We start from the raw sequence: 22,548 nt of genomic DNA, 5'->3' as shown, positions 1-22,548 counted from the left end.
CACTCAAAACCAGGATCCTTTATTAAAGTTTGAGAGCATCACTCTAGAAGGGCATGTATCCTTCACAGGAGAATTGGGCGCATCTTCAATTAAGGATTCTATAGGTTCATTCAAAGGAATTAATGCAGGCAATTGGATATAAATATCGACTAAAATGCCATTCTTACATCCTAAAAAAACTTTTCCCGAATTGTCCTTACCAAATGCTTGTACAATCATTTCCCGCAAATCAGATAAGGGTACCTTTTGCCCCTGATGCTGGGTTAAATATTGCCCGAAAATTGAATTATCTACTGAGGTAGTTAAACGCATGGCCAAGGCAAAATACACATCTGCCGATAATATCTGGCAACTGCCGTGCTTGTTCCATTCATGACGTTCCAAACAGCTCCCATAATAATAACTGGGCATCATTTTTTTTAACTGTTCTGCTACTTCAGGGGATAAACTAAGTGATGGATAGGAACAATGGTTGGTTTTTTGTTCTACGCCGCAGTACCCATAACTTTGACCACAAGCATTTTGATTGGGCCATAGCCCATGTAAAGTCAGGTGTTTTGCTTGATAAGAATTTTTAGATAAATTCTGGCATTCAGGCTTTCCCGCTTCGTAACCATAAGTTTGACAGAATCCAGGCTGTGAACTGAGCGCTAAAACATAAGAATCAGACATTCCTGCATGGGTATCGCAAGTGTCTCCAAACTCTCCAGAAGCAACGACGACTGCAGAATAAATTAGCAACAACAGGGTAGTGAGTTTCTTCATGAGACACTCCGAGCAGGCTTCTTAAAAATATTATACAGAAGAAGTTACTGAAAACCAGACCTACTTTTAAGAAAGTTAAGGGAGTGCCTCCGCTGGAGGATTCTGATTCAAAAGGGATTTTAGGATACGAGGCCATCTATAGAAAGAAGTCGGCTGATCGATAACCAGGCGCAGCTTTTATTTTATATCAGTAGGGGATCGTGAAAATCCGTGGAATCCTCATTTATTTTTTTCTCTACCTCTCCTTTTTTACCCGGAGATTGATAATTTTTAAAGAAATTAAGTGATCTTTCCGTAGGAGCTTCATTTTCAATTAATTCATCACAAAAAGCTTCGTATTCATCCTCGTCAAACTCCAATTCCTTTTTCTCTTTGGGTTTCAATAGAGCATTAATAACCAGCTGGGACGCAATTCCTATTGCCAAAACAATTCCTGCCGCTATCAGTAGTGAAGCTGCGCCAATACCTGTAGGTAAAAGGATGATACTCATCAAAATAAGCGCAGGAATCACCGTCTCCAGAATAATATTGCGAGCGAGGATAACCGATTGATAAGCCATCATTTGCTTTTGGTATTCCGTTTCAGCCTGACATTTCTTTATTTCAAGATACAGAAGCTTTTTCTCATCTGAATTTAAATTGGGATTCCTTTTCAATAATTTCAGCAATTCATTTATCTTCTCTTCATTATCTTTCTTTTGCTCTTGTATCGTTTTATAGGTTTTATAAAGTTCAATACCACCTTTGACCGCGTTATTTATTACGGTGAATGCAAGACATAATACCGCACCCGCAATCATCATCGAGGCCATCACTGGCGCTGCAATCGGCATAAATGGCATCGTCAAAACCATGAAAGCCATCATGAGACCCACCGCGTAAGCGATATTATTAATTAAAGAAATTTTCTGCAGCTGCCATTCCCGTTCGCATTTGGATTTCTCACGTTTTAATGCATTCAGTTGGGATTTAATACAACGCTTTTGTTTTAGATCAGCATCATTTAAGTCTTCATCATTTCCAAATCGGGCAAGTTGGCCTTTTAATCTCTGAATATCTTCTTCATACTGCAGCATGGCTTTATTGTATTTTGTTTTTTGTTCCTCGAAATCCCAAACGGACATCACAATATCAAAAATTAAAAGGCCAAGAGTCACTGCATCTCCGGCAGTACCTAGTGCACCTTTTCCAGTTAGCCAGAAATAACAGATTAAATTTGCACTACCCCAAATCGAATCATTCAATAGTGTAAATTTTCTTTGATCCCATTGCGTCAGAAAGCGGTCCTGCCAAGGTGTTTGTGCCTCCTCCTTACTCATCCAGGGACCTCTGATGGTATGTTTTAATAAAAGCCCGAGATTCATGGCAAAACGTGCATAATATAATCCCCAGCTCAAGGCACCGGTATAAGGATCTGGAGTTCTTATCGTGTCGCTTGCCCCATTGGCTGAATTTTCGGGGATTAATTCAATGATTGTTTTTAAAAATGTAGAACCCCATACCCAATACAATCTCCAGTAATTGGTATCATCCATAGCATTTCTAATCTTCTTGGTATCTCCACCTGATGTTTTTGTGATGGCTTTAATTTTCTCAAGATCTTCATCAGTCATACCAACCAGGGAATCTCTGATTTCTTTGAGATTGTTTCCAGACATATCAACCATTTGTCGTGCCATTAATTGGCCGAGAGGAATACCAAGATATTTTGTGAGATGGACATCAGAATATTCAAAGAGTGCTGAATAGGTCATACTTTGATAAACTGGATCAAGCGCCTGCAGAAAATCTAAACATCTTCTGATTTGCGTCTCATAATTTCTTATATTTTCTGTTTTTTGATATTCTTGCTCATGTTGCTCTTGGGCCAAAAGAAGCAATAATGTAATTTGAAGCTTGACTCTTAACTTTTCTTTTTGAGCCTCATTCATATAACGAAACATGACTTTATCCGTATCACTTAATATTCCCAAATAAAAATTAAGTGAAGGAAGAAAATCATCACTACGATGTTCAGCAAACACACGGCCAGTCAAAGATTTAACCCAATCCAGTTGACGCCCTTTTGCACGTTTATAATCTGGAGAACATGCTGCTTTAAGCTGTTGAAAGTGAGCCAGCAATTTTTCATCTTCTGGCTCAAATAATTCCTTAATTATTTGTTCCTTAGTATCTACATAGAAAAGCTGATTTCCATAAAAAACTATCCCTGGATTTTCTTTTAATAGTAATTTTAAATGTTCGAAATTGGTCAGGGGATGAAAATCAATTTGGATTAGGCCGCATTGTGCTCGATTATATTGGAGCAAATCCTCACTTATCTCAGCAAGAGTCTTTTCTTTTAAAGAGTCTCTAAGAAAGGAATGAAGGATTGCACTGCTTGTTGCCATAAATATCACCTCTGCGCCTATGAATAGTGACACCTAATTCATTTGATCACAGTAAAAAAAGTATATGTTCTTTTTTATAACATAGCACTAATTTTAAAAACAAGCTGTTCATCGATTGATTTACACAATTGAAACTAAAATTTTGGGGAAATTAATGATTAAATATGAAAAATACCCATTCAATGGAATAATTACTTATGTTTGAATAAAGATACCGTTATTTTTATAAGAATTCGATTTATCCAACCAATATTCAAATAGCTCATAAAAGAGCACGTGCATAAAGATCATCAAAACGTTTAATGTCGTCTTCCCCTAAATAATCGCCGCTTTGTACTTCAATCACATAAAGCGGTTCGTTCCCCGGATTACTTAATCGGTGAAGGGTATTTTGTGCAATGTAAGTAGACTGGTTGACGGACAAGTGAATCGTTTGATTGTCGTTAATAACCTCTGCAGTTCCTGAAACGACAACCCAGTGTTCGGCACGATGCTGATGCATTTGCAGCGACAAGCGGGCACCAGGTTTTACCATGAGCCTTTTAACTTTGAAAGAAGATCCTTCCGCCAAGATTTCATAATAACCCCAGGGACGAGAAACACGTTGGTGATCCTGGGTTAGTTGATGGTGATCTTTATTTAAAGAATTGACTAAATCTTTAACCTGTTGCGAATATTGTTTGTCTGCGACCAAAACAGCATCTTGTGTCGCTACAATGATTTGGTCTTGAACGCCTATTGCGGTAACTAAAATGTCATTACTGTGGATGAGGCAATTTTTACTGTTTTGAGCAAGTACTTTACCGGTCACTGTATTCCCATCTTGATCAGGTGTATTTGCATCGGCCACAGCAGACCAGCATCCTAAATCACTCCATTGCATGGAAACAGGAATTACAGCAGCTTTATTCGTTTTTTCCATAATTGCATAATCAATAGACTCTGATTCGCAACGGGTAAAGTAATCTAAATCAAGCCGTAAATAATCATGGTGATGCTGTGCTTTTAAAATAGCTTGCTGACTGAAGTAATAAATATCGGGCTGAAATTCTGCTAATTCTTGAAGGTATATACCCGCACGGCAAACAAACATGCCGCTATTCCAAAAATAATTTTTACTGGCAATAAATTCCATGGCACGCTCAAGAGCAGGCTTTTCCCTGAAACTTAATACTTGCTGAACTCCTTCTGCAAGGGGTAAGCCCGCTTCGATATAACCATAACCTGTTTTAGGACTATCTGGTTCAATTCCAAAGGTAATCAACGCTTCTTGTTCTGCGGCAAATTGTGCACCTAAAATCATTGCTTCTTGCCAGGCTTGGTCATCCGCTATCCAATGATCGGAAGGAAGAACCAGCATGACTGCATCCGGTCCCGCGATTTGGGACAGGTAATGAGCAGCACAGGCAATTGCAGGGGCCGTGTTGCGTGCACAGGGCTCCAAAATATAAGTCATCGCTTCGGTAATATTATTTAACTGATCCTGGCATAGAAAATAATGAGCATCATTGCTGACAATGATTGAATGGTTCTTCGCCAAGTTCTGGGCTCTTTTTACAGTTTGTTGCAGAAGGGATAGCTCTCCATTTAAGGCCAGAAATTGTTTTGGATAATTTTTTCTTGATAAAGGCCATAAACGGGTTCCAGATCCTCCAGCTAGGATAACGGGATAAAGAGTAGTCGTCATAAAGTTCCATGTTATGGCATAATGTGCGAATTCTATCAGCATTTTTCACCTAAAAAAAGATAACTTCTCGATAAACCTGGGCAAGAAGCGTACTTGAGTTTGTGATGAATTGATTCTGTTCGTATTGAGAAGTACAACTGGAGATTAATAGTTATGAAGAAGGCGGTCATCCTTTTATCTGGTGGTCTTGATTCTACGACTTGTTTGGCTTTAGCAATCTCAAAAGGTTTTACATGTCATGCGATAAGTTTCTCATATGGACAAAGACACTCAGCCGAGTTGCTGGCTGCACAGCGTATAGCTCGCTTCTATGGAGTCACGCATCATATTCTATGCTTGGATACGGAATTGTTCCGAAATTCCGCATTGACTGACTCTAATATAGAGGTCCCATCTTTTAAGGGGGGCTCCGATATTCCGGTGACCTATGTACCTGCACGCAACACCATTTTTTTGTCCATGGCGCTTGGTCTTGCAGAATCGATAGGAGCAAGAGACATTTTTATTGGTGCGAGCTCGGTAGATTATTCTCATTATCCAGATTGCCGCCCTGAATTTATTGAAGCCTTCCAAACTCTGGCGAACCTTGCCACTAAGGCCGGTGTAACAGGCGATCAATTTACTATTCACGCCCCGTTACAACACCTAAGTAAAGTACAAACCATCCAATTAGGTATAAACTTAAACGTGGATTACAGTTTAACGGTTTCATGTTATCAGGCCAATGAATCAGGCGAAGCCTGTGGCCATTGCGACAGTTGTACCTTTCGTCATCAAGGATTTGCGGGAGCCGGTATTGATGACCCTACGCGGTATCACAATTCGCATCCAAAATAAGGTAAGAATCTCGTCATTTTGTTGGTTTTTCATTCCCTGTGTCCACTGTTAAAACTTAAGGACTTATTAATATATAAACTGCACATTATTTACACTATTAACTAAAATAAATCAAACTTTTTTACACTTTTGTTACAACAAATTGAGCATTTTTGATTCACATATGGCAAATTGATTGCTATTATTCGCCCTGATTTATAACCTTGGAGTAAACAAATGAAATTTAAAGAGTTCATGGGCCATGTTGCTATGGCACCAGCTAATGCGTTTAGTGGTTTAACAAGTTTAATTTTAGGTTCTTATCAAAGAACTAAAGGTGGTCGTATAAAGACTGATGATGAAACTGGCGAAAAGCTTGAGAACTGGAGTTTGTTATATATTTTAACTACTGCTGCTCACATCGGAATAGAAGGTATAAAAAGAGCTGGTGTTGCGGTTGCTGAATTTGTTTCTGAACATAAAAAAGCGATTGCTGCTGCAGCCTGGATTTCTTTATTAGCTGCTGGTGCTGTTGCATTAACTTTATTCTTGTGGCCTGCTGCTTTAGCTGCTGTTGCTTCTTTCTCAATCGGTGGTTTGTCTATTGCTGCGATTGCTGGTCCTAGTGCTCTTGCTCAAATCGGCCTTGCTGCTGGTTTAACTGCTGCTGCTGCTTCTGTTGCAACTTACGTATCTGCTGCTGTTGTTAAGGGAGTTTCCGCGCTAATTGATTTCTGCAAAGGTTGCCGTAAATCAAGCCAATCTTCTTTAGTAAGTGAAGTAACTTCTGAAGTTGATTCTCGCCCCACTCATGGCCAATTTAGAGGTTTAAATACTGGAAACACTCGCGGTGGCCTAAGTGTTGTTTCTGAGTTACCGCCTACTCACCACCAATCTCCTCTTGCTAAAACAACAGCTCGACGTGAAGACAGCGAACCAACAGTCGATCTTACTTCAACTTCAAAATTGACTGCTAGCTAATAAAGCAATCCTTTTGATTTAAAAACGCGGCTTATGCCGCGTTTTTTTTATTTTATCGTCTGTGAATGGTCTTTAGTAAGTTTTCTCTTACTCTGTAATCATTTCTTATCAATGGAAAAGTTACAGACCATTAGCTACAGCATTTATCACGCAGATGCGTTATAATCAGTCATTTCTTGATTCAGGTATGGAATTCATGGTGAAACAACGTAAAATGCTGGTGTCCAGCGCATTGCCCTATGCAAACGGACATTTACATCTGGGGCATTTAGTGGAACACATACAAACAGATATTTGGGTTCGCACCCATAAAATGTCTGGTATTCATTGCATCAGTATCTGTGGTGATGATGCGCACGGCACCCCCATTATGTTGAAAGCGGAACAAATGGGCATTACACCGGAGGCTTTAACTGCTGAAATCAAGCAAAGCCACGAGCGGGATTTTAAAGCATTTGCCATCGATTATGACAGCTACCACACCACTCACTCACCAGAAAATCAAGCACTGGCTACAACCATTTACCAATCCTTGCAAGCCAATGGTTCCATTATTAAAAAAACCATACGTCAGGCATATGATCCTGTTAAAGAAATGTTTTTACCCGATCGCTATGTCAAAGGTACATGCCCAAAATGTGGCGCAAAAGATCAATATGGCGATAACTGTGAAGTCTGTGGCGCGACCTACTCGCCCACGGACTTAATTGATGCGGTATCCGCTATTTCTGGCGCCAAACCCATTGAAAAAGATTCAGAACATTATTTCTTTGATTTACCGCGTTATGAAAAACTTTTAAAGGAATGGACTCGTAGCGGTCACCTACAATCTGAAGTGGCAAATAAACTGGATGAGTGGTTTGCCGCTGGGCTAAAGCAATGGGATATCTCTCGGGATGCACCTTATTTTGGTTTTCAAATTCCAGGGACAACAGACAAATATTTCTATGTCTGGCTTGATGCCCCGATTGGCTATATGGCCAGTTTCAAAAAATATTGCAATGAACAAGGCATCTCTTTTGAAGAGTTTTGGGATAAAGACTCTACTACAGAATTGTATCATTTTGTGGGTAAGGACATCGTTTATTTCCATGCTCTATTTTGGCCAGCCATGCTTGCAGGTAGCGGACATCGCATGCCGACAGCAGTGTACACCCATGGTTTTTTAACTGTGGATGGTCAAAAAATGTCAAAATCTCGTGGCACGTTCCTAGAAGCAAGAATCTATTTAGAACATCTGCATCCTGAGTATCTACGCTATTATTTTGCCGCAAAGTTAAATGGTCGAGTTGATGATTTGGATTTAAATTTTGATGATTTCATCAATCGAATCAATGCCGATCTCGTTGGGAAAGTTGTCAATATTGCCAGTCGCTGTGCCGGTTTCATCAATAAACGATTCGATAATTATCTAAGTGATAGCTTAAGCAATACTCCATTATACTCCGAACTTTTAGAAGCACGCTCGGAAATTATAGAATCCTATATTTCCCGTGATTACGCCCGCGCAATTCGCCAGATTATGGAGTGTGCCGATAAAGTGAATCAATACATTGACACGCACAAACCTTGGGTATTGGCGAAAGAAGAAAGCAGGTTGCCTGAAGTCCAATCGATTTGTACTATGGGCATTAACTTATTCCGAGTTTTAATGACCTATTTAAAACCAGTATTGCCTTTGATGGCTAAGGCTTCCGAAGAATTTTTAAACTGCGAGCCCCTGACCTGGGAGTCCATCAATCAACCTTTATTAAATCATAAGCTCAATACATTCCAACCATTAATGGTCCGTGTTGACAAAGAAAAAATAATTGCCATGCTGGAGCAATCCAAACAGGTGAATCATGGCCTCAGTTAAAGAAATTGACGCGCTTTTGCCACAAACTCAATGTGGCGAATGCGATTTCCCGGGCTGTTTGCCCTATGCTGAAGCATTGGCTCAAGGAACCGCTGCAATCAACAAATGTCCTCCTGGAGGTGTGACTACAGTCAAAGCTTTAGGTACTTTACTTGAAATTGATCCTGACCCATACCTGCAAAAAGCAGAAAGCAAAACCCGAGCACCGTCCGTTGCTGTAATTCAAGAGGCGGAATGTATTGGCTGTACCAAATGCATCAAAGCATGTCCAGTCGATGCGATTATAGGAAGCGGCAAATTGATGCATGCGGTCATCGATCATGAATGTACGGGTTGTGGCTTGTGTGTGGGACCATGTCCTGTGGATTGTATTGAAATGGTTACAATACCTCAAATAAACTATGATAAAGAATTGGCAAGAAAGCGATTTAATGACAAACAGACCCGTATTTTGCGGGAGGAACATGAAAAACAAAATGCTTATCGAGAAAAAAGGCAGCTTGCATTAAAGGTAGACAAGAACCAAGAAATAAGAGCCAAACAAGATTATATTCAGCAAGCATTAGCGCGAGTCAAAGCGAAAAAATCATGAATAAACTTCAACGCCGTGAAATTTTTACGCGTTTTCAAAAACAAAATCCACATCCGACCACGGAATTGGTTTATCACTCGCCTTTTGAATTATTAATTGCGGTCGTGCTTTCTGCCCAAGCCACTGATGTCGGAGTCAATAAAGCAACTGCTAAATTATTTCCCGTAGCAAACACACCGCAGGACATACTACAGTTAGGTTTGGAAAAATTAAAAGATTATATTAAATCAATTGGACTTTTTAACACGAAAGCGCAAAATATTATAAAAACTTGTGCGTTGCTGGTGACCAAATATCACGGAGAAGTCCCGAATACCCGCGATGAATTAGAGTCTTTACCTGGAGTGGGCCGCAAAACAGCCAATGTGATATTAAATACAGCATTTGGCCAACCTACTGTGGCTGTTGATACCCATATTTTTCGCGTAGCCAACCGTACAGGTCTTGCAAAAGGAAAAACACCTTTGGAAGTGGAAAAAAAACTGACTCAAAGTATTGATACTGAATTTTTAAAAGACGCCCACCATTGGCTGATATTACATGGCCGCTATATATGTACCGCCAAACGTCCTCAATGCAAAATCTGTATTATTCGGGATTTATGCGAGTACCCGGATAAAAACTTATAATGAAAGTTTAACCCTTCTTAGTCTAAAAGAAGATTGAAACTTCAATAGAATCATCACAATGTCATCTTCCTGAACTTCATGAGAAAAAGGCTAGCATTTCTATTTTTTTACTCTTACAATAAAATTTCGTTGTTGCAGGGAGGGCAAAAACTATGAGCTGGTGGACATCTGTTGGTGATGGAGCAACATGGGTTTGGAATAACGCCGTGAAGCAAACGGTGGGGTATGCTGCAAATACAGCATTCTACGTCGCAGAGCAAGTATTGGCTTTGCGGGATGCAATACCTGCGGTGGTCACGCCTCCGGTTATGAAAATTGTCAATGGAGCGGGCAACATCCTCTTTTACGATGTACTTCCTGTTGTTGCAGTCTATTATGCCAATAATACCGCTCAGAATTACCTGCGCCCATCCGATCCAACCGGAATGGTTGCTTCCTATCTCGTAGTACCTACCTTATCTTTAATGAATTATGCAGCGTGGGGATACACCTACAGACAAGCCCCTAAATTAATCGCCCATACTTTGGCGTTGGATGTATTAGGATCATCTTACATCAACGAGCATAAAGGAAAGCTCACGACTCCCCCACCAACTATTTGTGGGGAAGCAGAAGAAGATTGTAATTTTAAGCGTAAGTTTAAAGGTTCATTACGTGAACCGCTGGTATTGGCTTTCAACGATTTGATGCTGTGGGGTATCAGTAAATCACTTCCCTACGGGGAACAGATTGCCTGGATATTGGCCATCTTTTTTTATGGCGAATACATTACACGTATGGCAACACCAGAACGGTGCGAAAGACATAAAGCAATGAAGTCTGAATCGATTCTATCATTGGGTTTGGTATTCACTTTAACCGCTTACTTAATGGATAAGTCACTTGAATCAACTGTGGGAATGCCTCCCTATCTTTATCACAGGACAATGCGGCATTTATTACTGTTGGCTCATATTAATTTAGCATCGCATATGACTTTACCCCTAGTCAGGACTGCCAAAGATTCAATACCCATTGATCCTTTGGTCATCTATGATCGAACCAAGCGGTTTGCTGTTGATGTCCTATTTGCAGGCCTGATGAATAGAATACCCATTGATTTTAAGCCACCCCAAGGCTCAAAACCATTTATCCCGCTTTCTACAGTTCTGAAGTTTTTTACTCGGGTTCTCGAAAGTGATTTAGAGCAAGTAAAACCAGCGCAACCAGGCTTTTTTAAGAAAACGACCAAATATATTTTACCCAGTATGTTTCATAGCCCCAAAAACGCAATTAATGATCCGGTGATTAAGCAATTTTGGCCAGAGATTCGGAGTGATTTACTTTATATTTTTGACATCGTCGAATCAGCAAAACCGGTAAAAAGTTTAACCACGGCAGCAAAACCCATTGCCTCTACTGTAAAATATACATTGCCTGTTATTTTATATTACCGGTTCGGTTTGCCTATAAAACTCACGGAATTTCTTTTATCGTTGGCTAAAAAAGAAGATTTTTGGGATTTTGAAGCGGCATTCAAATCTTGGGTGGTACGCAATAATGTATCCTTTGAGGTTATTTTGGCTAAAAAAACCCCCAATGTGGGTCTGCACGAAGACAGCAGGATAATCGAACTTCCTCCTGAGCCCCAATCCAAAGTTCTGCCTTCAGCCAATGAGTTGACTGCACCTAGGACCCCGGTTACAACGGAAGCCAAAAAGTTAATTTCTCAAAAAACTGGAACTGTGGTTACGGCAAATAGTTTATTTTCCACCAAGCAGAGATCAAAATTACTAAACAATGCGATGCAAAAAAAGGATACTGGGTCATCATCCCAAATAGAGGAACAATCTTCATCACTCGAGTACAGCTAGTATATCGAGGGGATTATACATCTGTTGTGACCTTTAATCCCCTCAATCTTCCCTACTGAAACGCATTGGCTTTCCGGTTTTCCATAGCGTATCAATCTCATCCAAATGATTGAAGTGCAACTTATCCTACCAATATCCCTATCGATAAATAGCCTTCAATTAATGCATGCGAATACTCTCTAGAAAGGAGGTTAGAATAGTTGCTTGCCACAATAAATACATGGTGTTATATTTACGCGCGCATTAGCTTATTACAAGGCAATCACCAGCAAAGACCAAGGCAAATTTATGGAAATCCTCGTTATATGAATCACTCATTGCCTTCTCAGCGCTCTTGCTGCTTCTTATTTCTTAGCGTCGGTCTTATTACCTCACTTATTTTATTAATCAATGTATCTTTTAAAATAGTTCTTATAGAAGGGCTCATGTTTTCTGTAACCAGCCTTATCTGTCCATTAATTGCTGGATTGTATTTATCCGTATTAAGAAATTGCACCATAAAGGAACAAAGGCATTTATTGAACATCTCCTTATTGACCTTATATGTATTTTGCATCGGTGTTTATATTCTTATTAATTTACCTGCAGCTGAATACATGCACAATAATCCAGTATATCAAATCATATTTGAAGACATACCCAAAAAATTTTTTGCAACCACTATTGCATTTGCTTTGAGTTTCTATCTCCCACACTTAATGTTTTACCCAAAAACAAAAAAGAGGTTGCCTTCGCCGAAGCAATGTATGCTCCTTGCAGTATTGGGTGGAATTTGTTTCTTTACTTTGGATTTTTTCCTGCTTTTTTCAGGAACGCATCTTCCAAGTTATAAACATATTTTCATTGATTCGTTTATGATTGCATCCATCATTTTGCTGCTTATAGGCGTGTTTTACCTGGCTTTTTTGCTCAAATATCAAAACATGCCTGTCAATCCAGACAAAGGAAAAGAAACGCTCCCCCTATACCATTATTTTATATGTGTTTCGATGGTAGTGATGCTCATTTGTTTGGCCTGTGAGTACAGAATAGTAACCATTATCAATAAATCGATGGTTTTATCGGCCAGCTCTTTATTTTTCCCCATCGCTTTAGCCATTAGCACCATCCTAGGTGAACTATGGGGTTATCGAGTGAATTTAAAATTATGTTTCATACTCCTTGCTTCCCAGTTTACATTTGATATTTTGCTCATGGGTATCGTAGCCTTACCCTCACCCACCTTTTTTAATCTGAATCCCTTTTATAATTACATTATGTTAAAAAGATTACCCACTGCTTCTTTGACACTCTTTATTGCATTTATCAGCAATGCGCTGCTTTTGCATTTTTTGAAAAAACCTAAATGGGGCTCTAACAGGCCTTTGCGCATCTTTATTGCGAATTTTTGCTCCAACTCTCTATTGTGCTTCATTGATTACAGCTTATTGTTTGGAGGTGTTTATCCTTATGAGCAAATTCAAAGTTTGGTTTTGAATGTTTGGCATTATAAACTAGTCATGGCTTTAGCCTCTCTCCCTATCATTTTAGGGTTCTGTGCCCATATAGAAAAAAACAGACCCAGAGTCTTACAATTTGAATGATGTGCAGGGCACTGCTCCGGGTTAAGTTCACATTATCAAAATATTTTAAATGAGAATGGGGCAATTTCTTAAAATACGTACATACAATTGCATGTACGCATTCCTCCGGATTTTTTGTTTAGGTAAGTGTGCATTAAGACCCCTGCTCCAGTAAAACCTGTTATTCTTTTTTTACTGGCCTTTTCCAGCCATATACTGTTTTCTGTTTGGATTCGGTTAAGGTGAGTTCTCCTGGAGGAACATTCTTACGGATTGTACTGCCTGCCCCTATAGTGGCATAGGCGCCTACCGTTACTGGAGCCACAAATTGAGTGTCTGAACCCACAAAAACCCCATCTTCAATAATTGTTTGGAACTTATTTACCCCATCATAATTACAGGTTATCGTGCCTGCGCCTACATTGACTTCTTTTCCTATCGTTACATCGCCCAAATAGCTGAGATGGCTTGCTTTAGTGCCTGCATCAAATACAGCATTTTTAGTTTCAACAAAGTTACCTATTTTGCAATGTGCAGCAAGCTGTGTACCTGATCTTAATCGGGCAAAGGGACCTATGGTACAATCATTGGCTATTTCACAACCTTCTAAAACGCTATTGGCATAAATCTCACAGCCTGAGCCCAAGCTCACATTTTTGAGAACACAATTTGGTCCTATAGAGCAACCATCCCCGAGAATTACTTTTCCTTCAAAGACGCAGTTCACGTCAATGAACACGTCTTTACCGCAGCTTAGCTCACCCCTTACATCAAAGCGGTTCGCATCAGCCAAGGTTACTCCTTGCATTAATAATTTTTCTGCTTGCCTTACTTGCCATATTCGTTCTAATTGTTGTAGTTGCAATCTATTATTGACACCTTGTATTTCGGAGATATCTTTCACGCTTAATGTTTTAATTTGGACATGACTCTGGACTGCTAAAGCAATGATTTCAGTAAGATAATATTCAGCTTGAGCATTTTCATTATTGAGATTGGGTAACCATTTTTCTAAATCATCCGAATTGACACAACATATACCTGAATAAATTTCTTTTATATTCTTTTCTTGCTCATTTGCATCTTTTTCTTCTACAATGATGGAAACTTCACCTTGGTTGTCTCGAACTATACGCCCAAGACCGCTAGGATCTTCGAGATGAGCAACTAAGAGTGACAGTAGGGATTGATGAGCATTTGCTGTATTGCTGCACTCAATTAAAGCGCGCAGTGTATCTGCTTGTATAAGCGGTACATCAGCAGATAGCACAAGAACTTGTGTTTTTGGTGGAATAAAAGGTAATGCTTGCATGACTGCATGACCAGTACCTAATTGTTCTGCTTGATAGACCCAATGCACAGGTAAGTCAGGGAGTGAGTTCTTAAGTTGTTCACCACCATGACCGTATATAACATGGATTGCATCAGGATTTAGTTGCTGTGCGGTTTCCACTACTCTACTTAACATTGGCTTCCCAGCAATTTGGTGAAGTACCTTAGGAGTATTGGAGTACATTCTTTTACCCTGACCTGCAGCTAAAATAATAATTTGTAAGTTCATGTAAATATTTTTTCCTAGGTTAAAACAATAACAGGTATGCAATTACACAGTCTGCCGTAATGTTATTAAAGAAGTAAATACTGGTATGATAAAAAAATTGCAGTCAAAGGAGTAGAGCAATGACAATTTTTATTAAAGCAGTTAAGATATTAATGCTTCAATGCCTAGATGAATCAATGGACGAGGCAAGCGCTAAAAACCAAGGCTGGCTTGGTGGGTGGAGAAATGCAGAGCTCTGCAAGAAACAAAAAGAGCTCACTTTAAAATTAAGAAGAAAAATTGAAGATTTTGTGCCTCTTGATACTGACGCCCAAAGCCTGGTTGCCTTAAAAAAGGCAATAAGCGAAATTGATGCAGAGGTGGAAGAAACACGTAAGAGCTATGAATATGCACGGGGTAATCTCAATAAAACTTTAACCCAAATGAGTTCAGATCTGGAGCGCTTTTATAATACAGTCTCCAGCTTATCTTATAAGTTAAACGACATAGAAGATACGAAGCATCCATTTCATATCCTTTGCGCTCATGCTGCTTACTATTTTGGAGAAAATATTTTTTACCCTTCAGATGAAGGATATCTTTCTAAAGCAGTTTCCTCACTCGTTGGTGCAACTCCTACAGTTAGTGTGAGAGAACATAAAGAAGCCTGTTTGTTAGCTCATCTTAAGAAGTGTGACGAAAAATTAAAGTCTGTAAAAGAAGGAGATGAATTTAATGAGATGCGCAAAGAATTGGTTCTTCTCGAAGTAGATGCGATTCAAAGGGAAAATGCTGAAATTTGTAAACACGCGCAGGCCATAACCAGTGTTCCGATTAGCATTTCTTTTTTTGCTACAGCTAATGTGAAAGCACCAACCCTGAAACCCAGTAGAGGACGACTTGAGCTGTGTATGAAACATGTTAAGGAAGAGCTTGATTCGCTCAAAGTATTGGAGCCCATTAACAGTTAGCATCTCCTAATGTGCGTGCCGGATGGTGTAAAGTCTGGTACTCAATCCAGCAGAACCGAAGTAAGAAACTTAAGGTTCTGCTTTGATATATCAATTATGAAGTCAATTCTCCACAGAGATCAGTTTCCATCAACTTCTTAATTTCTAAAACATCCAATGGTTTACTGAGCAAATACAGTAATTTACAATGTGCCGCTTCAGGAGTCATATCATGCCCGCTGACCAACCCTGCTTCTTTTAAAGAATGCCCGGTAGCGTACTGGCTCATTTCCACACCTCCTTGCTGACATTGAGTACAATTGATAATGATGATGCCACGGGCGCAAGCTTCCTTGAGCACCTTTAAAAAACGAGGATCATTATTTTGAGCATTACCTGCCCCATAAGTTTCAAGGATTAACCCACGCAGGGGTTGATTTAAAATATAAGTTAGGACTTCAGTGACAAATCCTGGAAATAAACGGAAATTGGCTATAAATTGGGGTTCAACAGTCTGCAAGTGAAATGGCTTGTTTGGCCTTTTCAATAAAAGGCCTTTATTTACCTTTATTTCAATTCCTATTGCTGCTAAATGGGGGTAGTTCGGGGAATCAAAGGCCTTAAATCCTTGTGAACTGATTTTTTGAGTTCGATTGCCTCGTAACAAATGCTGATTGAAGTAAATACAAACTTCATGGATAGGCTGATTCGCACAAAGCCACAATGAGGTAGCCACATTATCTATTGCATCATTTCGAACTTCCGACAGAGGTATCTGAGACCCCGTAATGATGACTGGTTTACCCAAATTCTCCAGCATAAAAGACAAAGCAGAGGCGGTATAAGCCATGGTGTCCGTTCCATGAAACACCACAAAGCCATCATAGTTTTCATAATCATAAGCAATATCCTTGGCGATCCGATTCCAATCGTGAACGGTCATATTGGAAGAATCAAGCAAAGGGAAGTATTCTTTAATTGAGTATTCAGGCATTTCCTTATGTTTCAATAAAGGAATTTGTTGCAAAGCGGCCTCAACATATCCAGCAGCAGGTTCATAACCATTTTTTGTTTTAACGCTACTAATCGTGCCACCCGTATTAATGATTAAAATTTTCTTTTTCATAGGATCGTTTATTTGAACATTTGTTCCAATTATATAGCGAAATGTTCTTAATAGTGAGATTAATAGAAGTTTTATCTTTTCTCTCTCTTCTTATGACAGATACATCCATACTTTGCTTTGAATGGATCCACTAGACCCGCGGCCAAACCGCGGGACATACGCCAGATGTGTGTCCTATTCGACTGGCCTGGGCTTATATCTAGTATTCTATTACCCCTTCCCCGTGGTTATCCCATCTGCGCAACTGAACAGTGCATTTCTACGTCCCGCGGCTTGTCCGCGGGATCCATAAATGAAGATAGCAGCAAACCTGAAATTGAGATTTTTCAGGAAAAAATAGAATATCAAAAATAGAGAATGATGGTTTTTATTGAGTAGTTATCTTTTTTCAATAATAATTACATATTTAATTGCCAAGCTCTTGCTGTTTATGGAAAAATCGAGCTATTAGCGGTTTAATCAAAAATAGTGACATCATGGTGATCGATCGTGCCGGTTATCGGTTGAATGTAGGTATAATCCTAGTCAACGCACAAAATAGAGTTTTTTGGGGTAGAAGAACTGGTCATGATGCATGGCAATTCCCACAAGGCGGTTTGTCCGCTGGAGAAACTTCTTTAGAGGCCATGTTTCGGGAATTGCATGAAGAGGTAGGTTTAGACAAGGAGGATGTTGAGGTCATAGGCTCTACCAAGCGGTGGCTAAAATATAGACTTCCGAAACAATATCTGCGTCATGGCAGTGAACCTTTGGTGATAGGCCAAAAACAAAAATGGTATTTGTTAAAGCTAGTCGCCAGTGAGCAAAAAGTGAAACTGGATTTGAGCGACTCTCCAGAATTTGACAGCTGGAGATGGGTTGATTTTCACGAGCCAGAAGGGCAGGTCATCTTTTTTAAACGCCAAGTTTATGCACAAGCGTTGAAAGAGCTAGAACCATTATTAAAAAAGAATCGCCGTACGCCTTACGGCATTAAACGAAAAAAGAGGTAATCATACGCTTAGATGCTCAAGGTACTTAAACGGATAGTTCAAGAAGTCACTGCAGCCAAGCAGCTCTCCGAAGCACTTGGCATTCTAGTGCAACAAATTAATAAAGCCATTAATGCGGAGGCCGCTTCCGTTTACCTCATCGATACCAAACATGCTGAATATGTTCTTATTGCAACTGAAGGCTTGAACAAACAAGCCCAATTTCGTGTGCGTATTGCATTTGATAGTGGCTTAGTAGGACTTGTTGGTCGACGCGAAGAACCTATCAATTTTGAAGATGCGCCCTCTCACCCGGATTTTTATCATAATCCCTTATTAGGTGAAGAACATCTGAAAGCATTTTTAGGTGTACCAATTATTCAGCACAGAAAACTTTATGGCGTTCTCATTGTTCAACAAACCGAACAACGTTACTTTGACGACACTGAAGAATCTTTTTTAATTACTTTGGCTGCCCAACTAGGTGGCATTATTGCCCACGCTGAAGCAACGGGTGAATTGGCTGAATTAACCCAACCCAAGCCTTTAGGAGATGCCAAAAAGATTGAAGTCAGCACTGCAGCACTTGCAGGTATTGGTTCTGTCCCCGGTATTGGTATCGGTACTGCGGTCGTGGTGTATCCGCAAGCAGATATTGATGCGGTGCCTCAAAATCTTGTGGAAACTCTAGAAGAAGAAATCAATGCATTTTATGACGCGCTGGAATCCACGAGAGAAGATATGCAGCGTCTGAGCAGACGCATGAAATCCGTTGTTGCGGAAGAAGAGCATGCGTTATTCGATGTTTATATACGAATTCTGGATAAAGACAGTTTAGGTACTGAAGTAGAGCAAGTGATCCGTAATGAAAAAATCGGAGCTCAAGCAGCCTTGGCAAATGTGATTAAAAAACATATTGCTCAATTTGAAAATATGGAAGATTCCTATCTACGTGAGCGGGCAAGTGATTTCCGTGATTTAGGGCGCCGCGTTTTGGCTTCCTTACAATGGTCGCAACAAGAAGAGGTAGTTTATCCGAAAAGGACCATCCTGGTGGGCGAGGAAGTCACCGCGGCAGCATTGGCAGAGGTTCCCGAGGGTTATTTAGCAGGGGTTATTTCTGCCAAAGGATCCAATAACTCACATGTTGCGATTCTTGCACGCGCTCTAGGCGTTCCCACGGTAATGGGTGTCCGAGGATTAAAATTAGATTCCATTTCACGTCGGGCCGTGGTGGTCGATGGTTATTACGGTCAGGTTTACATTTCCCCAACAAAATCAGTTCTTGCAGAATTCAAGATATTAGAGCAAGAAGAGCAGGCATTGAACCAAAGCTTAGTGAGCTTACGAGATAAGCCTGCAGAAACAATAGACAACTACAGAGTTTCATTGCAAGTCAATACGGGTTTGGCTATGGACGCAGGTCTGTCCATGAGTGTCGGTGCAGAAGGTGTAGGCTTATATCGTTCCGAAGTGCCATTTATGAGTCGAGACCATTTCCCTTCAGAAGATGAACAAACAATTATTTACAGACAAACCCTGAAAGCATTTGCCCCACACCCAGTAACCATGCGCACTCTGGATATTGGGGGTGATAAAGTTCTTCCCTACTTCCCTGTTGCCGAGGATAATCCATATTTAGGCTGGAGGGGGATTCGTGTTACCCTGGATCATCCCGATGTTTTTCTCATGCAAATCCGGGCCATGATGCGCGCAAGTGAAGAGTTGAATAATTTACGAATCATGCTGCCTATGGTTACAAATTTAAGTGAAGTGGAAGAAGCTTCCTATCTTATTGATCAAGCATATACGGAATTATTAGAAGAAGGTTGTGTCATTGAAAAACCTAAATTAGGCGTCATGATTGAAGTCCCTGCAGCCGCTTATTTGGCACGAGAAATTGCCAAACGCGCTGATTTTATATCAGTTGGCAGTAACGATTTAACTCAATATTTCCTTGCCGTTGATAGAAACAATGCGCGAGTCGCAGCTCTATATGATTCAATGCATCCGGCGATGTTGCGTGTTTTGCTCAAAGTAGTTGAGGGTGGGCATGCAGCAGGTGTCGAAGTGAGTATATGTGGTGAAATGGCCAGTGATCCTTTAGCTGTCATTTTACTTATTGCTATGGGGTTTGATACATTAAGCATGAACTCATCCAGTTTGCCCCGGGTGAAATGGGTTATTCGAAATTTCTCTATTGCCAATGCGCGTAAAATCCTTGCTGAAGTATTAGAGTTTGAACATCCAGCACAAATACGTTTTCATTTGCAAAAAGCTTTAGAAGAGGAAGGGTTAGGCAGTCTCATCCGCGCAGGAAAGTCTTCATGATCACAAAGTTGAGTGAACATTCTATCAAATCATTAAAGCTTTTGTCTCGATAAAAAGGAACTTAAAATCATATGATTCAATATCCGTATATAAACCCTGTAGCCTTTTCCCTAGGTCCAGTACAAGTACACTGGTATGGATTAATGTATTTAATAGGCTTTATGAGCGGATGGCTACTCGCTCATTGGCGTGCGAAACACTACAAACTGGACTGGACCTCCGAACAAATCAGTGATTTGATTTTTTATGCCGCTCTGGGTGTGATTATAGGGGGCCGTTTAGGCTATATGCTTTTTTATAATTTTCCTGAATTAATGCATGACCCTTTGTTGCTATTTAAAATATGGCAAGGAGGAATGTCATTTCATGGAGGCCTAATTGGTGTTGCCATTGCTGTTTGGCTTTTTTCCCGTAAAAGTGGCAAATCGTTCCTGGAAGTAGGCGATTTTATTGCGCCATTGGTTCCTATAGGCTTAGGGGCGGGACGTATTGGAAATTTTATTAATGGTGAATTATGGGGCCGGGTAACCGATATGCCTTGGGGCATGGTTTATAGCCATGTAGACAATCAACCTCGCCACCCTTCAGAGCTCTATGAATTTGGTCTGGAAGGTATTGGCTTGTTTCTGCTTGTTTGGATTTATGCGCGCAAGCCCCGTCCGGTAGGCCGGATATCTGCCGTTTTTTTAATAGGCTATGCGATATGCCGCATTATTGCTGAATTGTTCCGGCAACCTGATCCGCAACTGGGGTATCTTGCTTTCGGATGGTTGACTATGGGACAAATTTTATCTATTCCCATGTTGTTATTGGGATTTTGGTTATGGTGGATCAAACGATGAAAACTTATTTAAACTTGTTAGAACATATTTTAAAGAACGGGACAAAAAAAACAGATCGAACAGGCACAGGGACATTGTCCGTTTTTGGTTATCAAATGAGGTTCAATTTGCAAGAAGGTTTTCCTTTGGTGACTACCAAAAAATTACACATGCGCAGTATTGTTCATGAATTACTTTGGTTTTTAAAAGGCGATACTAATATTGCCTATTTAAATGAAAACGGGGTAACCATTTGGGATGAGTGGGCAGACAGGAATGGAGATTTAGGCCCAATCTATGGGAAACAATGGCGAAACTGGCCAACGCCAGATGGCCGCACCATTGATCAACTCAGTGATATTGTACAGCAAATTAAAACCAATCCTGATTCCCGCCGATTAATAGTCAGTGCTTGGAATGTAGGAGAGTTGGATCAAATGGCTTTAATGCCTTGCCACGCTTTATTCCAATTTTACGTGGCCAACGAAACACTTTCTTGCCAGTTATACCAACGATCAGCCGATGTATTTTTAGGAGTGCCTTTTAATATTGCTTCTTATGCTTTATTGACTCATATGGTGGCGCAGCAATGTCATCTCAAAGCGGGTGAATTTATCTGGACTGGCGGAGATTGCCACTTATATCTCAACCACTTGGAGCAGGCACGTACGCAATTATACAGAGAGCCCTTACCCTTAGCCTCATTGAATATCAAACGTAAACCCCTATCTTTATTTGATTATGTTTATGATGACTTTGAGTTTTTAAATTATCAATCTCATCCGGCAATTAAAGCACCCATTGCAGTTTAAAATCGTCGGATAAATGCCTTAATCCACCAGGAGAAAAAATAGCTATCCTGACAGAACACAGCGTGAGTGCATGGATTTTACCACCTACCCAAAACGCACTCTGTTGTTTGATTAAAGCATCGGGGTCTGTCCAAGTGATATTGATTTTTTCGTGCTCGCACACAGCGCGCGTAAAATAAATACCATTTCGCCACCCCTCCAGCTGCTTTCTTGGTTTGAAAAAATCTGTACCCCTATCCTTAGTTCATAAAATAGTGCTTCTCTTTTTTAAGAAAGACATTTCACTGAATTGAGGTCATGATAGATCTGCCGAAGGTGGCAGGGCAGTAGGTTTTTTTCGCACGCAGCGGGTTAAAAAGTACTGCACTGACAGGACCTTTAGTTGTTGCCCTGAATTTGAAAACCCGTTTAGAAAGAAAGAATATTGTGAAAACTTTCTTTCTGAAATGGACCGATTATTTAAAATAATTTGCGGATTTCATCAGGTATTGCCACTGATTTATTTTTTTTATAATCTACCCAAACGATCTTACAACTCCCCTGTGCCATGAGCACATCATCCTGATACAAATCATGATCCATCATCATGCTGGAATTTCCAAGGCTGTGGATTTTAGAATGTAAAGTGACTGTTGCAGGATAAATTACTGGTTTTAAAAAGGTACAGGCCACGTGAACCACTACAGGACCAGTATTTTCGCTCATACTGATGTGAAGCGCTCTTAGCCATTCAATGCGTGCTTCCTGAAAATAATCAAAGTAACGGGCGTTATTTACATGGCCCAATGCATCCATATCCCCCCACGCAATAGAAAAACTTTTTTTATGTATTTCAATTTTTGAATTAGACACTTTTTATCTCCC

At 40.1% G+C, this 22,548-nt stretch carries 18 protein-coding genes; 12 read left to right on the top strand and 6 right to left on the bottom strand.

The features are described 5' to 3' along the window. Positions 1 to 3 precede the first annotated feature (3 nt). The 3 genes from BU07_RS0113925 to BU07_RS0113915 all read right to left on the bottom strand — a co-directional run bounded on the left by BU07_RS0113925 (position 4) and on the right by BU07_RS0113915 (position 4,842). Entirely contained in the window at positions 4 to 765 is a 762-nt protein-coding gene (locus BU07_RS0113925; RefSeq protein ID WP_031567024.1) for a ribonuclease T2 family protein, read from the bottom strand. Between the two features lie 182 nt (positions 766 to 947). After that, positions 948 to 3,155, bottom strand: a complete 2,208-nt coding sequence (locus BU07_RS0113920) for a hypothetical protein (RefSeq protein WP_031567022.1) — start codon at positions 3,153 to 3,155, stop codon at positions 948 to 950. Positions 3,156 to 3,417: 262 nt separating this feature from the next. Then, positions 3,418 to 4,842 (bottom strand): mannose-1-phosphate guanylyltransferase/mannose-6-phosphate isomerase, encoded by a 1,425-nt coding sequence (locus BU07_RS0113915; RefSeq protein WP_031567021.1) that lies wholly within the window; start codon positions 4,840 to 4,842, stop codon positions 3,418 to 3,420. Positions 4,843 to 4,995: 153 nt separating this feature from the next. Here BU07_RS0113915 and queC point away from each other — a divergent pair, with 153 nt between their 5' ends. The 7 genes from queC to BU07_RS0113880 all read left to right on the top strand — a co-directional run bounded on the left by queC (position 4,996) and on the right by BU07_RS0113880 (position 13,154). Continuing rightward, entirely contained in the window at positions 4,996 to 5,679 is a 684-nt protein-coding gene (queC, locus tag BU07_RS0113910) for a 7-cyano-7-deazaguanine synthase QueC (protein WP_031567018.1), read from the top strand. 216 nt (positions 5,680 to 5,895) lie between these two features. Next, positions 5,896 to 6,639: a hypothetical protein gene (locus tag BU07_RS0113905; protein ID WP_051635595.1), complete on the top strand. Its 744-nt coding sequence runs from the start codon at positions 5,896 to 5,898 to the stop codon at positions 6,637 to 6,639. Positions 6,640 to 6,835: 196 nt separating this feature from the next. Further along, positions 6,836 to 8,497 carry a methionine--tRNA ligase gene (gene metG / locus BU07_RS0113900; RefSeq protein WP_031567014.1) on the top strand — a complete coding sequence of 554 codons (1,662 nt, stop codon included), beginning with the start codon at positions 6,836 to 6,838 and terminating at the stop codon, positions 8,495 to 8,497. Further along, positions 8,484 to 9,089 (top strand): RnfABCDGE type electron transport complex subunit B, encoded by a 606-nt coding sequence (locus tag BU07_RS0113895; protein ID WP_031567013.1) that lies wholly within the window; start codon positions 8,484 to 8,486, stop codon positions 9,087 to 9,089. Before metG ends, BU07_RS0113895 begins: the two co-directional genes overlap by 14 nt. Then, positions 9,086 to 9,718: an endonuclease III gene (nth, locus tag BU07_RS0113890; protein ID WP_031567011.1), complete on the top strand. Its 633-nt coding sequence runs from the start codon at positions 9,086 to 9,088 to the stop codon at positions 9,716 to 9,718. The genes BU07_RS0113895 and nth overlap by 4 nt, the downstream gene beginning before the upstream one ends. Before the next feature lie 152 nt (positions 9,719 to 9,870). Then, positions 9,871 to 11,571, top strand: a complete 1,701-nt coding sequence (locus BU07_RS0113885; RefSeq protein WP_031567010.1) for a hypothetical protein — start codon at positions 9,871 to 9,873, stop codon at positions 11,569 to 11,571. A gap of 305 nt (positions 11,572 to 11,876) precedes the next feature. Then, the gene (locus tag BU07_RS0113880) at positions 11,877 to 13,154 is read left to right on the top strand and encodes a VUT family protein (protein ID WP_031567008.1); all 1,278 of its coding nucleotides are present in this window, start codon (positions 11,877 to 11,879) and stop codon (positions 13,152 to 13,154) included. Positions 13,155 to 13,314: 160 nt separating this feature from the next. On the opposite strand, the gene glmU is transcribed toward BU07_RS0113880, so the two are convergent. Continuing rightward, positions 13,315 to 14,694 carry a bifunctional UDP-N-acetylglucosamine diphosphorylase/glucosamine-1-phosphate N-acetyltransferase GlmU gene (gene glmU / locus BU07_RS0113875; protein WP_031567006.1) on the bottom strand — a complete coding sequence of 460 codons (1,380 nt, stop codon included), beginning with the start codon at positions 14,692 to 14,694 and terminating at the stop codon, positions 13,315 to 13,317. A 119-nt stretch (positions 14,695 to 14,813) separates the two neighbouring features. Here glmU and BU07_RS0113870 point away from each other — a divergent pair, with 119 nt between their 5' ends. Continuing rightward, complete coding sequence (locus BU07_RS0113870; protein WP_031567004.1) at positions 14,814 to 15,644, top strand: hypothetical protein; 831 nt, start codon at positions 14,814 to 14,816, stop codon at positions 15,642 to 15,644. A 94-nt stretch (positions 15,645 to 15,738) separates the two neighbouring features. Here BU07_RS0113870 and ansA read toward each other — a convergent pair whose 3' ends face one another. Further along, positions 15,739 to 16,749 carry an asparaginase gene (gene ansA, locus BU07_RS0113865; protein WP_031567002.1) on the bottom strand — a complete coding sequence of 337 codons (1,011 nt, stop codon included), beginning with the start codon at positions 16,747 to 16,749 and terminating at the stop codon, positions 15,739 to 15,741. Positions 16,750 to 17,225: 476 nt separating this feature from the next. On the opposite strand from ansA, the gene BU07_RS0113860 reads away from it, so the two are divergent. From BU07_RS0113860 to thyA, 4 genes are all read left to right on the top strand, one after another. Further along, positions 17,226 to 17,741, top strand: a complete 516-nt coding sequence (locus BU07_RS0113860; RefSeq protein ID WP_031567000.1) for an RNA pyrophosphohydrolase — start codon at positions 17,226 to 17,228, stop codon at positions 17,739 to 17,741. A 12-nt stretch (positions 17,742 to 17,753) separates the two neighbouring features. Beyond that, positions 17,754 to 20,051 (top strand): phosphoenolpyruvate--protein phosphotransferase, encoded by a 2,298-nt coding sequence (ptsP, locus tag BU07_RS0113855; RefSeq protein WP_031566998.1) that lies wholly within the window; start codon positions 17,754 to 17,756, stop codon positions 20,049 to 20,051. 71 nt (positions 20,052 to 20,122) lie between these two features. Next, a complete protein-coding gene (lgt, locus tag BU07_RS0113850) occupies positions 20,123 to 20,893 on the top strand; it encodes a prolipoprotein diacylglyceryl transferase (protein WP_031566996.1) in 771 nt (256 codons plus the stop codon). Continuing rightward, positions 20,890 to 21,684 carry a thymidylate synthase gene (thyA, locus tag BU07_RS0113845; protein WP_031566995.1) on the top strand — a complete coding sequence of 265 codons (795 nt, stop codon included), beginning with the start codon at positions 20,890 to 20,892 and terminating at the stop codon, positions 21,682 to 21,684. Before lgt ends, thyA begins: the two co-directional genes overlap by 4 nt. Positions 21,685 to 22,143: 459 nt before the next feature. On the opposite strand, the gene BU07_RS0113840 is transcribed toward thyA, so the two are convergent. After that, complete coding sequence (locus BU07_RS0113840) at positions 22,144 to 22,536, bottom strand: acyl-CoA thioesterase (RefSeq protein WP_031566993.1); 393 nt, start codon at positions 22,534 to 22,536, stop codon at positions 22,144 to 22,146. Positions 22,537 to 22,548: the final 12 nt, after the last annotated feature.

The organism is Legionella wadsworthii DSM 21896 = ATCC 33877 (assembly GCF_000701265.1).
GTDB classification, from domain to species: Bacteria; Pseudomonadota; Gammaproteobacteria; order Legionellales; family Legionellaceae; genus Legionella; species Legionella wadsworthii.
This window is presented reverse-complemented; position numbering and strand designations above follow the sequence as displayed.